A 13,832-nucleotide genomic window follows, 5' to 3' on the forward strand; every position below is an offset into this window, starting at 1 on the left:
GTGAGACGGTGTAGCCTCGCGCCACCCGCTTTGCCAGTCGCCCGCCAGACGGGGAGGCCCTCATGTTCGACGACGACCTGAAACCCCGTCCCAAGCCGCCCGCCCATGTGGTGGGACAGGACCTCGCCGCCCTCTCCGTGCACGAGCTCGCCGAGCGCATCGCCCTGTTGAAAGAGGAAATCACGCGGCTGGAGGCCGACATGGCGAAGAAGGAAGCCAGCAAGTCCGCCGCGGCGAGCGTGTTCAAGTTCTAGGCGCGGGTTGCTGCGGGCAGGTTGTCCGCGCGGATCGTGACCGTCACCCGCTCGCCGATGGCGAGCCCGTTCTCCGCCCGGCACATGATGCGCGGCCCCTCGACCAGCGTCACCAGCGCAATGCCATAGCCGCCGGGGACATCCAGTTCGGAAAGCGGCGCGCGCATCACCTGCGTCACCGACCAGACGGTGCCCTGGCCGCTCGCCGCGATCTCGCTGACCTCGGCCGAGCCGCAGGCCGGACAGGCGCCGCGGCGAAACTGCCAGCGCCGGCAGCAGGCCCCGCAGGATTGGAGCATCGGCCCGTTCATGCCGTCCGCTCCAGCACAAAGCCGGCATGGCTGGAGAAGACCCCGCCATCGGCATGGCAATAGGCGAGCGGCGGCGGACCCTTGACCTGCCGGGTGCCGGCCTCGCCGCGCATCTGCCTGACAACCTCGACCACATGGGCGAGGAAGCCCGCCACGCCGGGATGGCCATAGGACAGGAGCCCGCCATGCAGGTTCAGCGGGAAGTGCCCGTCGCGGCCGAAGAGGCCGTCGCGCGCCATCGGCCCCGCCTGTCCGGGCGCGGCGAAGCCGAGGGCTTCGAGGAAGATGGCGAGCGTCGGTGTGAAGCTATCGTAGAGACCGAGCAGGCGCATGTCGGAAGCAGTTCGGCCGGCCCTCTCGAAGGCCGCTGATGCCGCCATCCGCGCGCCGAGGCCGAGATCATCCGGCATTTCCGAGACATGCTGGTGGGTGTGCGCCTCGCCCCAGCCGGCGAGCCGGATGGAGGCCCCCTGCCCCGGCTCCGCCGAGACCACCACGGCCGCTGCGCCGTCCGAGATCGGACAGCAGTCGAGCAGCTTCAGCGGCGTCGCCACGGGCTTTGAGGCCATGACGTCGTCGACGCCAATGGGCTTGGTCAGTTGCGCGCCGGGATGGTCGGCGGCATGGCGGCGCATGAGCACCGCGAGCTCGGCGAGGTCGCCTTCGCTGGCCCCGGTCTCATGCAGATGGCGGGCCGCCACCAGCGCATAATAGGCGGGAACAGAGGCGCCGAGCGGCACTTCGTGGACGGGATGGCCGACTCCCGCGAGGGTTTTGACCGCATCGTCGCGGCTCTGGCCGGTGAGCCGGTTTTCGCCGCCCAGCACGAGAACATGCCGGCAGGCCCCGGCGGCGATGAGATGCCGGGCGAGGAGGATGCCGACCGCGCCGGTCGCGCCGCCAACCGCCGCCTGATGGGCGTGGCGGGGCTTCAGCCCCAGCCGCTCCACCATGACGGTGGCGGTCATCAGATGCGGGAAGGTCGTGGCATAGCCGCAGACGAGCCCATCCACGGCCTCCAGCGGCAGGCCCGCATCGGTGATGGCGGTCCGTGCCGCCGTCTCCATCAGCGTCGGCGCGTCGGAACCCGGATGTTTGCCGAAGGCGGTGGCGGCGACGCCGGTGAGAAAGGCCATGCGTCGCCCGGACCGTCAGGCCGTCGCTTCCAGCACGATGCGTCCGGCGACCTTGCCGGCCTCGAGGTCGTGCAGCGCCGCGTTCACCTGGCTCATCGGGCGCTTCTCGATCGGGATCGCCGGCAGCTTCACCTTGCGCACCAGGTCGATGAACTCCTTGAGCTCCTTCAGCGAGCCGACATAGGAGCCGCGGATGGAGATGGCCCGCATAGGGATGAAGGGCAGCGGATAGCGCAGCTCGCCGCCATAGAGACCGACGATGACGAGCTGGCCGCCCTTGCGCAGGGCGTTGATGGCAAGCGTCGTCGTGCCCTCGGCACCGACGAAGTCGAGGGCGGAGGCGAGCTTACCCTCGCCGAAAGCGGCAAGCTGCTTCGCCGCATCCGGCGCGTTGGGGTCGAGCGTCGCGGCGACGCCGATGCTCTCGGCGATCTTCCGCTTCTCGGGCGAGGGATCGACGGCGATCACCGGGCCCATGCCGAGGGCTTTCAGCAGCTGAAGCGCCGTCTGACCGAGGCCGCCAATGCCGAAGACGGCGATCTTCTCGCCCTCGCGATGCGGGCGGATCTTGTTGACGGCGCTGAACACCGTGACGCCCGAACAGGCATAGGTGGCGGCCAGCGCCGGATCGAGACCCTCGACATCGACGAGGAAGTCTTCGTCGCGCACCAGCACATGCTCGGCGAAGCCGCCGCGCGCCTGGACGCCGAGGAATTGCGGCTGGGCGCAGAGGTTCTCGTCGCCCGACTTGCAGAGCGCGCAGTCGCCGCAGCCGATCCAGGTGTGGAGGAGCCGCCGGTCACCCGGCTTCACGCTGGTGACCTCGGGCCCGACCGCCTCGACCGTGCCGAGGATCTCGTGGCCAAGGGTCAGCGGCAGCTTGAGGCCGCGGTCGGAGAGGTTCAGCACCTTGCCGCCGCCGATATTGTACTTGCCCTCGCGGATGTGGATGTCCGAGTGGCAGACGCCGCAATGGCTGACCTTCATCAGCACTTCCCGGCCCTTCGGCACGGGACGCGGCTCCTCGGTCAGCACCAGCGGCTCGCAGGAGACGTTCAGCCGCCAGGAATGGGTGGTGCGGGCCTGCGTGAAACCGTCCATGGCTGTCCTCCGTTCGGCCGCGCCCGTTGCCCGGGCGTCACTGCGATGGAGGGGACGCTACCACGCGTTGCAGGTGAGACAATGTGCCGAAGGGCCGAGCCGCCCTGCACGCTCAGGCCGGGGTGGCGATGACGCTCACATGGGCGGCGACGACGCGCCAGCCCTCGGGCATCCGCGCCCAGGTCTGCATCTGCCGGCCGATCTTCTCAGGTCCCATGCTGGCCCGGCGGAACAGGGTCGAGGCAGTCGCCATGTCCCGGCCATAGGTGGTGATGACCGTGCGGTCCAGCGTGCGCTCGAGGCCCATGGGCGAGCGCCCGGCGCGGAAGGCGGCGATCTCGCCGAAGCCGTAGAGGTTCTCGGTGACGCCGTAGCGGATGGTCTGCGGCGCGTTCCAGAACAGCGCGTCGAGCGTGTCGACATCGTTGGTGGTGAGGGCCTTCTCGTAAATGGCGAAGGCGGCGCTCACCTCGGCGTGGACTTCTGGGTCGTTGATGACCATGGCAGGCTCCGGAAGGGGCGCCGCGGTCAGGGATGGCTCCCCGCCGCCAGCGCCGGGTGGATCAGGTTGAGGCCCGCCGCCGGATCGGCAGCGGCGACAATGGCGGCAACCGCGCAGGCGGTGACGAGAACCGTGGCGAAGACCAGGACACGCATGACATCCTCCCCGGATATGGGAGGACAACGCCCCGCGACGGCAAGGGTCCCCTTGGTCGCGCGCCTTTGAAGACAATCGTCCCCATCGTGGTGAACGCTCCGTTAAGCGCGGTCACAGCCGGGCGATCCGCGAGGCGACGACGCCTTCGCGCTCCAGATGGGCGGCAACCCGCACGGCCACGTCCTCGCGCCACGGTGCAGCAATGACCTGGACGCCGATCGGCAAGGCCTCGCCCGCGGTCCAGACGGGCACGCTCACCACCGGCAGGCCGATGAAGGAGAAGGGCTGCGTGAACAGGCCGAGATTGGCCCGCACCGGCATGGACTTGCCGTCGAGGTCGAAGACCTTCTGCCCAAGCGCAGGCGCCGGCGTCGGCGTGGAGGGCGCGAGGATCACGTCCACGTCGCGGAAGAGTTCGAGCACGGCGGCACGGTAGGTGCGGCGCAGCCGCTGGGCGCGGTGGACATGGACAGCCGGCAGCAGCGCCCCGGCGATCAACCGGTCACGGGTGTCAGGGTCGAAATCGCCGGCGCGGGTCCTCAGCCGGTCGAGATGCAGCGCCCCGCCCTCCGAGCAGGTGATGACGAAGGCGGCAGCGCGGGCGGCAGCGACGTTCGGGATCTCGACCGTCCCAGCGCCGAGCGCGTCGGCGACCCGTGCCGTGGCGGCGCGGGCAGCCTCCGTCTGCATCTGGTCGAAATAGCCGGTGGCGCGGGCGACGCGCAGTCCGCCGATGCCGCGCTCGACCTCGGGCGTCAGCGGCGGTGCGGGCCGATCCTGCGAGACCGGGTCATCCGGGTCGTGGCCGCGCATGGCATCGTAGAAGGCGGCGATGTCGGCGGTGGACCGGCCGAGCGGCCCCAGATGGTCGAGGCTGGTGACGAAGGGAAAGGACCGCGCCCGCGACAGCCGCCCGAAGGTCGGTTTCAGGCCGAACAAGCCGCAGAGCGACGCGGGCACGCGGATGGAGCCATTGGTGTCCGAGCCGAGCGCCACCGGCACGAAACCGGCGGCGGGCGCTGCGCCGGACCCACCGGACGAGCCGCCCGTCATGCGGGTCAGGTCATGCGGATTGCGCGAGGGCCCATCATGGGCATTCTCACCGGTGAAGTCATAGGCATATTCGCCCATGTTGAGCGCGCCGAGCAGGACGGCATCGGCGGCGGCGAGCTTCTCGATCAGCGCCGCATCGCGCGGGGCCGGCGGGTGGTCGCGGTTGATCTTGGAGCCCGCGACCGTCGGCATCCCCGCGATGTCGAAGAGGTTCTTCACCGCATAGGGCACGCCGGCGAGCGGCCCAACCGGCGCGCCGCCGCGGATCTTCGCATCGACCGCATCGGCCTCGGCAAGCGCCCGCTCCGTGGTGACCGCCGTGAAGGCCCCGACCTTCCCGTCATGGGTGGCGATGCGGACGAGATGGGCCTCGGCGACGGCGCGGGCGGAGAAGGTCCCGGAACGCACACCCGCGGCGATGGCGGTGGCGGAGAGCTGGGTCAGGTCGTCCATGGTCACGCCTCGAACACGGGCGCGGGCTCGTCATGATCGCCGAGATCGGCGCTGGCGACGAGGGCGGCGAGGCGAAGCGCGATCTGCAGGTTGAGAACGACGCCGGGCCGATAGGTCTCGGTGACCTCAAGCCCCATCAGCGGCGCCATGGCATCGATCAGGCGCTCGGCCTCCTCGGCCGTGGGTTCCGAAGCTGACATTGCGCCCTCCCTGCCTGCAAGCATGCGTCATATGCCTTGAAAACAGGCACAAGGCCGGCGCGACATCGCCGTTGCATACAGGGGAGCAAGAGCGGGGCCACGCCCCGCCCGGTGGGCGTCAATGCCCGCGATAGAGCAGGCGCGCGCGGATCGTGCCGGGCAGGTCGCGGATCTGGTCGAGGATGGCTTCCGCCTCCGGCACCGCGCCATCGGCCTCCAGCACCACGTAACCGATCTCGCCGTCGGTCTGGTAATACTGCGCGGCAATGTTGATGCTGCGGGCGGCGAAGACGTCGTTGAGGCGGCGGAGTTCGCCCGGCAGGTTGCGCTGCACCTGGATGAAGCGGGTGCCGGCGGGCCGCACCGGCAGCTGCACCTGCGGGAAATTCACCGCGCCGGTGGTCGAACCGACGTCGGAATACTCGACGAACTTGCGCGCGACCTCCGCGCCGATCCGCTCCTGCGCCTCTTCCGTCGAGCCGCCGACATGCGGCGTGAGGATGACGTTGTCGAGGCCCTGGATCGGGGTCACGAAGGGATCGGCATTGGACGAAGGCTCGACCGGGAAGACGTCGACGGCAGCGCCGCGCAGATGGCCGGATTTCAGCGCTGCCGCCAGTGCGTCAAGGTCCAACACCGTGCCGCGGGCATTGTTGATGAGATAGGCGCCCTTCTTCATGGCGGCGATCTCGCGCGCTCCGATCATGCCCTGCGTCGCCGGCGTCTCCGGCAGATGCAGCGAGATGACGTCCGAGCGACCGAGGAGATCCAGCAGGTCCTCCGCCGGTTCCACATTGCCGTGGCGCAGTTTGTCGGTGTGATCGAAATAGATGACCCGCATGCCCATGGCCTCGGCCAGCACGGCGAGCTGCGAGCCGATATTGCCGTATCCGACGATGCCGAGCGTCTTGCCGCGCACCTCGGAACTGTCGATGGCCGACTTGTCCCAGGCCCCCGCATGGGCGGCTGTGGATTTGGGGAAGATGCGCCGCATTAGCATGACGATCTCGGCAATCGTCAGTTCGGCCACCGACCGGGTGTTGGAGAAGGGCGCGTTGAAGACCGGCACGCCCGCACGGTTGGCCGCGACGAGATCGACCTGGTTGGTGCCAACCGAAAAACAGCCAATGGCGATGAGCCGGTCGGCAGCGGCGAGGATCTCCGGCGTGATCTGGGTGCGCGAGCGGATGCCAAGCAGATGGACGCCGCGGATCGCCTTGGTCAGAGCCGCACCGTCCAGCGCCTTGGGCAGCCGCTCGATATTGGTGTAGCCAGCGGTTTTGAGGACGTTCACCGCGGTGTCGGAAATGCCCTCGAGCAGGAGGATCTTGATCCGATCCTTCGACAGCGACAGCGCGGCCTTTGCGCCAGGCGCGGCGGTTTTCTTGGACGAGGGCATGGGGAGTTCCGTCAGCGGCGGTCGAGGCGCCACGGCATGACAGGAAGCGGGCGTCGGGGCAAGGGCGAGGCCGCTCTTGCGGACAAGGGCAGGCCGTACCGCACGCCGGGAGCCGCTGGTGCGGCTCCCGCGGGAGCGATCACCGCGTGCGGTCGATCATCTGGGTGAGCGTGTCGTGCGTGCGCTTCAGTTCGATGATCGCCTCTTCGATCTCGCGCTTCTGCTGCTCGAGATGGGCGATCTGCTCGAGGCACTTCTCGCGCGACAGCTTGAGCTGCTGGTCGGGGCCGGCATCGTTGCGCTCATGGGCCTCGATCATCTCGGCGATCTCGGCAAGGGTGAAGCCGAGGCGCTTGCCCTTAAGGATCAGCTGCAGACGAACGCGGTCGGCCGCGCTGTAGAGGCGGGCGAGACCCTCGCGGCGCGGCGAGAGCAGGCCCTTGTCCTCGTAGAAGCGCAGGGCGCGGAGGGTGACGTCAAACTCACGGGCGAGGTCGCCGATCGTGTAGACGGCCGGACCGGACTTGGCGGCCTCGGCGTCGTCTTCGATCCAAAAGACGTCGTCGTCGTTGCGGGTCATGAAGGACTTCCGTTCCATAATCTGCTCCGTCCTCGCGGGCGAGGAAACCACAAGCGATGAAGGGACCACGTTAGCCGACGCGACGGGTCCGAATCCACCCTTTGGGGCCATGCCGATACGTTAGTTACCGTTAGGATAAGGCGACGTACGCAGACAGCTAGGCCTACAAACACTTACCAGCGGTTTAACGGTTAACGTGTGTTTCCCGGACGCCGAAATTTTTCCGTTAACGCTCCATTTACCATGAGGACCGAGATTGCACGTGGGTCGTGCTGCGGCGGCACCCAAGGATTCGCCACCGAGAATGCCCCGAACGGAACCAGCCGTCCAGCACGGCGGCCGTGACGTCTGTTTCGCCAAGTGTGGACCCGGCATGCGACACACGATCCCCTGGAGCGTGAAAGGCGTCGATCAGGACGCTAAGGAGGCCGCGAAAGAGGCCGCCCGGCGCTCGGGCATGTCGCTTGGCGAATGGCTGAACACGGTCATCGCCGAACAGGCCGCCGACGCTGCGCCGGAAGACCAGGACAGCGGCCTCGCCACGGTCACCCGCCGGCTTGAGTCGATTTCCCAGCGTCTCGACGCGGTGACGCGCCGCGAGAGCGCAACCGCCATCCCCGCTGCCTCCGTCGCCCGCACCGACCAGACGGACATCGTCCGTGCCCTCGACGCGGTGGCGCGGCTGGCCGAGATTTCCGAGCGCCGGTCGGCCGCCGCCATCGAGGCGGTTGAGCGCATCGGCTCGCGCCCGGCTGCAACGCCGGGCATGGCTGCCCCTCTCCCGCAGGCGGCCCCGCGCCAGGACCACAGCGCCGAACTCGACGCCATCGCCCGGTCGATCCGCAATCTCGACATGCCGGCACCGCGCCGGCAGCCCATCGAGCCGCCGGCCGCCCGTCGCGGCCTGCGCGGTGACATCGATTCCTCCATGGCCGAGATCGCGGCGCGCCAGCATGCGCTCGCGGGCAGCCGTGGCGCTCCGGCTGTGGCGGCGGCGCCGCCGCCGGTGACCATCGCGGCCCCGCCACTCGCCCCGGCCCAGCCGATCACCCTCGACCTCAGCCCGATCGCCAACCGGCTGGACGCCTTGTCGCGGCAGATCGACACGGTGCTCGCCCAGGCCCGCCCGGCGGCGAAGCCGGCAGATGCCCAGCTTGCCGGCGAGATCGGACGCCTGTCGCAGCGCATCGACACCCTCGCAGCCCCCGTCAGCGACGGGCTCCACGGCGAGATCCGCAGCCTGTCCGGCCGCATCGAGCAGATGCGCCGCGAACTCGCCGCGCGTGAAACCGGCCAGCACGACCATGCGGTGGCCGGCCTTCGCGCCGACATCGCCGCCATGGCCGAGCAACTCGCCGACCTCGCCCCCCGGCGCGCCGTCGAGTCGCTGGAAGCCGAGGTCCACGCCCTCGCCGACCGCCTGCACGAGATCCGCGCCAAAGGCCTGCCAGCGGAGCCGCTGCAGGACCTCATCGGCGAGTTCGAGCGCACCATCTCCCGTCTCATGCCGGCCGAGGGCATCGCCGAGGAGCTGCGCGACATGTCGCGGCGCATCGACGACCTCTCCGCCCGCGGCATGAGCCAGGCCCAGGTCGCCCGCCTTGCCGACGAAACCTTTGCCATTCGCTCCATGCTCGCCGATACGGTGAGCCGCGACGTGGTCGATGCGCTGGGCGCTCAGATCGCGGCGCTCGGCCGCCGCATCGACGACATGGCCCACGAAATAGCCGAGGAGCGCGCCCGCCCCGCTCCCGCCAGCGACGTCACGGCCATCACCGCCGCCATCGAGGCGCGGATCGACGAGATCGCCGACCGCCTGGCCGCTGCGCCGCGTCCCGCGGTGCCTGCTGCCTCCAATCCCCAGCTCGAGGAGGCGCTGCGTCGCCTCGCCGACAAGCTGGAAGACAGCCACACGCGTCCGGACGATCCGAAGGCTCTTGCCGAGATCGAGCGCCACATTCTCAGCCTCGCCGCCAAGATCGACGCCGCGGACGGTCGCTTCGCCCAACTCGGCACCATCGAGCGCGGCCTGTCCGATCTCTTCGTGCAGATGGAGGAGATGCGGGCGAGCGCCGTGGAGGCCGCCGAACGTGCCGCTCGCCAGGCGGTTGCCGCCGCGAATGCCGGTGCTGCGCCCTCCGAGGGCGAGATCGAGGCGCTGCGACGGGAGATCGCCGAAGTCCGCCGCGCCCGCGAGGCGCTGGATGCCGCCCCGGCCGCCCAGACCGTCGATGCCGTCCAGCAGACCTTCGAGCGGGTCGCCCGCCGCATCGCCGAGATTGAGCCGACCGCCGCGCCCGCTGCGGCCGAGCCTGCTCCCTCCACGGCCCGCACTGAGCCCGCCACCGATCGCCGGGCCGCAACGCCCGTCGTCGCCGAGCGCGCCGCCTCTCCGGTCGCCCGCCAGGGCGCCCCGTCGCGTCCGCCGGGCAGCGTCGACCTGCCGCTTGAGCCAGGCTCAGGGGCACCGCGTGTCCGCCCGCCCGCGGCCGGCGCGACCCAGTCCGCCAGCGCGACCAAGACCGATTTCATCGCTGCCGCCCGCCGCGCCGCCAAGGCCGCCGCGGCCGAGCCGACCCAGCGCGACAATAGTGCCGATGCCCCGGCGAAGGCTGGCTTTCTTGCCCGCTTCCGCGGCGGTGCCAAGGCCGTGCCGACCGACGAGGCAACTCCCGCCAAGGAGCCCCGCTTCCGCCTGCCCGGCATGGGCAGCAAAGCTGCTGCGGCAAAGGTCGAACCCGAGGTAGAGACCGTCCAGGCTGCCGCTCCGGCCGCCGCACCGGCTGCCGAGCCTGTGATCGCGATCGACGCTGCCGAGCGCCCGGTCGTTTCGGTGAACCGCAAGACTCTGCTCATGGGCATCGCCGCGGCACTGCTGGTGCTCGCCGCCGGCATCGCCACCATGCCGAAGATCCGCAGCCTCATCGACGCCACCGGCCAGCAGCAGGTCACAGCGCCCCGCGCCGCCGGCGAGGCTCCCGCCGCCACGGCTCCGGCCGCAGCGCCCGCACCGGCGGCTGCCACGATCACCTCCGCGCCGGCCGAGGCGACGCCGGCTGCGGACCCCGCGCCAACACCGCCGGCCGCCGAAACCGCGCCGGAGACCACCGGCTCCGTCGCGCGGACCCCGCCGACCGGCGCCGGCACGACGCTGTCGCCCTCGGGCTGGCAGCCCATCGACACCCGCACGGGGCGTCCGGTCACCATCCCGCCGGCCCTGAAGGCCGCCGCCGATGCGGGCGATCCGATCGCCGCGTTCGAACTCGGCACCCGCTATCTCGAGGGCCGCGGCGTCGCCGTCAGCGCCAGCGAGGCGGCAAGGTGGTACCAGCGCGCCGCGGATGCCGGTGTCGTACCGGCCCAGTACCGCCTCGGCAGCCTCTATGAGAAGGGCACCGGCGTGCTGCGCGATTTCGAGCGTGCCCGCCGCCTCTACGAGCGCTCGGGCGAGGCCGGCAACGCCAAGGCCATGCATAACCTCGCGGTCATGTACGCCCAGGGTCAGATCACCCAGCGCCCGGACTACCGCGCTGCTGCCACCTGGTTCCGTCGCGCCGCCGAGCATGGTGTCGCCGACAGCCAGTACAATCTCGGCATCCTCTATGCCCGGGGCCTCGGCGTCGAGCAGAGCCTCGCCGAGAGCTACAAGTGGTTCGCCCTCGCCGCCGCCGGCGGCGACCAGGACGCCGGCAAGAAGCGCGACGAGGTCGCCGCCCGCATCGACGCCCAGACCCTGGTCGCGGCGCGCCTCGCGGTGCAGACCTTCTCCGCAAAGACTGAGCCGGACCAGGCGGTGCGCGTCGCAGCGCCCGCCGAGTGGAGCGATGCCCCGGCCGATCCCGCCCAGCCGGCGCGCCCCGCCCCGCGCCGCGCCCAGTCGACCCGCTGACACCGCACCTTCAGGCCATGCCGGGACGCGTCACGGCATGGTGAGCGGGCCGCCATTGACAATCATGCTGCACTGCACAATATCCGTGCCTCTAGGGATGTGAACGCCTCGGGATCCTGATTCACGAGGAGATCACCATGGCACGGGCCACGAACGAGCTCGGCACCATCCGCGAACTGTCCGGCCGCGACGCCGACCTTCATCGCGAGCACCTCCTGCGGCTCGACGCCGAAGGCCGTCGCGAGCGTTTCAACGGCGTCGCCGGCGACCATTTCATCCGCGACTATGCGGCGCGCTGTTTCGCAGGCCGCACCCGCGTGTTCGCCTTCATCGACGCCGAGGGCATCGTCCGCGGCGCGGCGGAACTCCATGCACCCGCGCGTGGCGAACCCGCGGACATCGCCTTCTCGGTCGAGCCGACCTTCCGCCAGTCCGGCATCGGCAGCCGCCTGTTCGAGGTCGTCATCGCCGCCGCGCGCTATTCGCGCTTCCCGGAGCTGCGCATCACCTCCACCGCCGGCAACCGCGCCATGCGGGCGCTGGCCCGCAAGTTCGGTGCGCGCTTCACCTTCGAGGCTGGCGAAGTGGTTGGCCTGATCGGCCTCGCCGTTAGCCACGGCAAGGTCTCGGCCGCCCGCCGTGCATCGACGCTGCCTTTCGAGCGCTACGCCGCGGCCGTCTGAACCTTCGCATCGCCCCGATGACGCAGAAAAGCCCGCCGGATCGCTCCGGCGGGCTTTCTCATGGGGGGAACAGTGGGTCCGTCAGGCGGCCTTGGCGGCCTTCGTCGCCTTGGCGGCCTTGGTCACGATGGCCTCGGCCTCGGTGCGCAGCGTCTCGGCGCCGTCGGTGGCAAGGCCGCGCAGCTTGGCGAACGTCGCCTCGGCACGTGCGCGATTGTCGTCGCCGAACGTCTGGACGAAGGCGACCTGGCGCTCGACGGCAGCCTGGAGGCTGGGGGCGGCGAGCACGTCGCGGGTCGCGTCGATGACGAGGGTGGCATTGGCCACGGCGCCAGCGAAGGCGTCACGCATGAACTCGGCACCGGTGCCGGCAGCGGCGACGGCAGCCTTCTCGGCCTTGGCGGCGACGGTCAGCGAGGCGGTCTCGGCCTCGGCAAGGCCGGCCTTGGCCGCATCGGCGGCGCGGACGGCGAAATCCTTGAGGGCGGGCGGCGGGGTCATGGTGCCCGGCGCGGTGCCGAAGGCGGCAAAGGCCTGCTTCATCTGGCCGAGGGCGGTGTCGGCGGCGGTCTTGAAGGTCTGGTCGAACATCTCTGTCTCCATTCTCGTGTGTGAGCCATGGTCCGCCGTCCGGTTTCGGCCCAGCGGATGAGATTCATGTAGCCCATTTCATTGTGCATTGCAACATACATGCTGCGACGCACAATGCCTGCAGGGCCCGGGCCGTGGATGCGAACCCTTCCTGCGCCGGAGCGTTGCGCCTATCTCAGGACGATAAGCCCCGAAGGAGATGGCCGATCATGGCGCCGGACCAGACCGCCGAGACCGACGCCGCCCAGCGCGAGCGCGAGAAACAGGCCGCTCTCACCCGCGCCAAGCGTCTGGCGACGCTGCTGCTGCTCACCAGCGTCACCGTCATGGTCATCGCCAAGGCGCTGGAGCATCGCCATCCCGCCTTCGGCTTCATCGCCGCCTTCGCCGAAGCCGCGACCATCGGCGGGCTCGCCGACTGGTACGCCGTGGTCGCGCTGTTCCGCCATCCCATGGGCCTGCCGATCCCCCATACGGCCATCATCCAGAAGAACCAGTCCCGCATCGCCGACAGCCTCGGCAAGTTCGTCGAGACCAACTTCCTCGCCCCCGGCCCGGTCGGCGCAAAGCTCCGCGAGGTCGATTTCGCCTCGATGATCGCCGCATGGCTCGCCGATCCCGCCAAGAGCGCCAGCCTGTCCCGCTTCGTCGTCAACCTGCTGCCGCAGGCGGTCGCCGGCATGGACCAGTCGCGCATGAAGGAGTTCCTCGCCGAGCGGCTCACCGACCAGCTCGCCGCGCTGAAGCTCGGCCCGCTGGCGGCGAAGCTCCTCGGCGCCGTCACCGAGGACCGCCGCCACCAGAGGCTTCTGGACGAGGTAATTGATGCGGTGGAGCGCATCCTGGCCGACCAGTCCACCGTCGACGGTATCCGCGACAAGATCCGCCAGGAGCTGCCCACTCTCTTCAACCTGTTCAAGGCGGACGCCTATCTGCTCAGCCGCATCCTGAAATCCACCGCCAGCTTCCTCGACGAGGTGCGCACCGATCCCGACCACGCGCTGCGGCTGGAATTCGACCGCTTCGTCGAGAACTTCATCACCAGCCTGCGCGACAGCCCGGATTACGAGGCCCGCGCCGAGAAGCTGAAGCAGGACATTCTCGGCCGGCAGGAGGTGCGCGACCTTGCCCAGACGCTCTGGCGCAACCTCGTCGACTATGTCGAGCGCGACGCCGCATCGCCCGACTCCCGCATCGAGGCCCAGATCACCCTGATCCTCAGCCATGTCGGCGAGAAGCTCGCCACCGATCCCCGGCTCAAGGCGGAGATGAACGACGGTTTCGTCGTCACGCTCTCCACCCTGGTGGAGCAGCAGAAGAGCGGCGCCTCGCGTTTCATCGCCGACCAGGTCAAGGCTTGGAACATGCAGCAGCTCATCCGGTTGATCGAGCTGAACGTCGGGCGCGACCTCCAGTACATCCGCCTCAACGGCACGCTGATCGGCGGCCTCGCCGGCCTCGTCCTGCACACGATCGAGGTGCTGATCCGCGCGTCTTGATGTGGTCACCGGTGAGGCCTAGCGT

The 13,832-nt window shown here is 69.8% G+C and carries 14 protein-coding genes; 4 read left to right on the plus strand and 10 right to left on the minus strand.

The genetic code is table 11. The features are described 5' to 3' along the window. Positions 1–62: 62 nt before the first annotated feature. The gene (locus O9344_RS10965; protein WP_298476572.1) at positions 63–254 is read left to right on the plus strand and encodes a DUF1192 domain-containing protein; all 192 of its coding nucleotides are present in this window, start codon (positions 63–65) and stop codon (positions 252–254) included. Here O9344_RS10965 and O9344_RS10970 read toward each other — a convergent pair. From O9344_RS10970 to O9344_RS11010, 9 genes are all read right to left on the minus strand, one after another. After that, on the minus strand, positions 251–553 hold the full coding sequence (locus O9344_RS10970; protein WP_298476575.1) for an OB-fold domain-containing protein: 303 nt from the start codon (positions 551–553) through the stop codon (positions 251–253). The genes O9344_RS10965 and O9344_RS10970 overlap by 4 nt on opposite strands. Positions 554–561: 8 nt before the next feature. Next, a complete protein-coding gene (locus O9344_RS10975) occupies positions 562–1,701 on the minus strand; it encodes a thiolase family protein (protein ID WP_298476578.1) in 1,140 nt (379 codons plus the stop codon). A gap of 15 nt (positions 1,702–1,716) precedes the next feature. Next, positions 1,717–2,802: an alcohol dehydrogenase gene (locus O9344_RS10980; protein WP_298476581.1), complete on the minus strand. Its 1,086-nt coding sequence runs from the start codon at positions 2,800–2,802 to the stop codon at positions 1,717–1,719. Positions 2,803–2,914: 112 nt separating this feature from the next. Continuing rightward, positions 2,915–3,304 (minus strand): oxalurate catabolism protein HpxZ, encoded by a 390-nt coding sequence (gene hpxZ / locus O9344_RS10985; protein ID WP_298476584.1) that lies wholly within the window; start codon positions 3,302–3,304, stop codon positions 2,915–2,917. A 26-nt stretch (positions 3,305–3,330) separates the two neighbouring features. Beyond that, positions 3,331–3,459 (minus strand): hypothetical protein, encoded by a 129-nt coding sequence (locus O9344_RS10990; protein ID WP_298476587.1) that lies wholly within the window; start codon positions 3,457–3,459, stop codon positions 3,331–3,333. 112 nt (positions 3,460–3,571) lie between these two features. Further along, entirely contained in the window at positions 3,572–4,966 is a 1,395-nt protein-coding gene (locus tag O9344_RS10995) for an AtzE family amidohydrolase (RefSeq protein WP_298476590.1), read from the minus strand. 2 nt (positions 4,967–4,968) lie between these two features. Beyond that, positions 4,969–5,166, minus strand: a complete 198-nt coding sequence (locus O9344_RS11000; RefSeq protein ID WP_298476593.1) for a DUF4089 domain-containing protein — start codon at positions 5,164–5,166, stop codon at positions 4,969–4,971. 118 nt (positions 5,167–5,284) lie between these two features. Continuing rightward, complete coding sequence (gene serA / locus O9344_RS11005; RefSeq protein WP_298476595.1) at positions 5,285–6,565, minus strand: phosphoglycerate dehydrogenase; 1,281 nt, start codon at positions 6,563–6,565, stop codon at positions 5,285–5,287. Between the two features lie 139 nt (positions 6,566–6,704). Further along, a complete protein-coding gene (locus tag O9344_RS11010) occupies positions 6,705–7,145 on the minus strand; it encodes a MerR family DNA-binding transcriptional regulator (RefSeq protein WP_298476598.1) in 441 nt (146 codons plus the stop codon). A gap of 373 nt (positions 7,146–7,518) precedes the next feature. Between O9344_RS11010 and O9344_RS11015 the strand changes: the two genes are divergently transcribed. Then, positions 7,519–11,034: a hypothetical protein gene (locus tag O9344_RS11015; protein ID WP_298476601.1), complete on the plus strand. Its 3,516-nt coding sequence runs from the start codon at positions 7,519–7,521 to the stop codon at positions 11,032–11,034. A gap of 137 nt (positions 11,035–11,171) precedes the next feature. After that, positions 11,172–11,717, plus strand: a complete 546-nt coding sequence (locus tag O9344_RS11020) for a GNAT family N-acetyltransferase (RefSeq protein ID WP_298476604.1) — start codon at positions 11,172–11,174, stop codon at positions 11,715–11,717. 81 nt (positions 11,718–11,798) lie between these two features. Here O9344_RS11020 and O9344_RS11025 read toward each other — a convergent pair whose 3' ends face one another. Further along, a complete protein-coding gene (locus O9344_RS11025; protein WP_298476607.1) occupies positions 11,799–12,308 on the minus strand; it encodes a hypothetical protein in 510 nt (169 codons plus the stop codon). Positions 12,309–12,517: 209 nt separating this feature from the next. On the opposite strand from O9344_RS11025, the gene O9344_RS11030 reads away from it, so the two are divergent. Further along, positions 12,518–13,807, plus strand: coding sequence for a DUF445 family protein (locus tag O9344_RS11030; RefSeq protein WP_298476610.1), 1,290 nt, complete (start codon positions 12,518–12,520; stop codon positions 13,805–13,807). Positions 13,808–13,832 lie beyond the last annotated feature (25 nt).

Origin of the sequence: Phreatobacter sp. (assembly GCF_027532945.1) — a bacterium.
GTDB lineage: Bacteria > Pseudomonadota > Alphaproteobacteria > Rhizobiales > Phreatobacteraceae > Phreatobacter.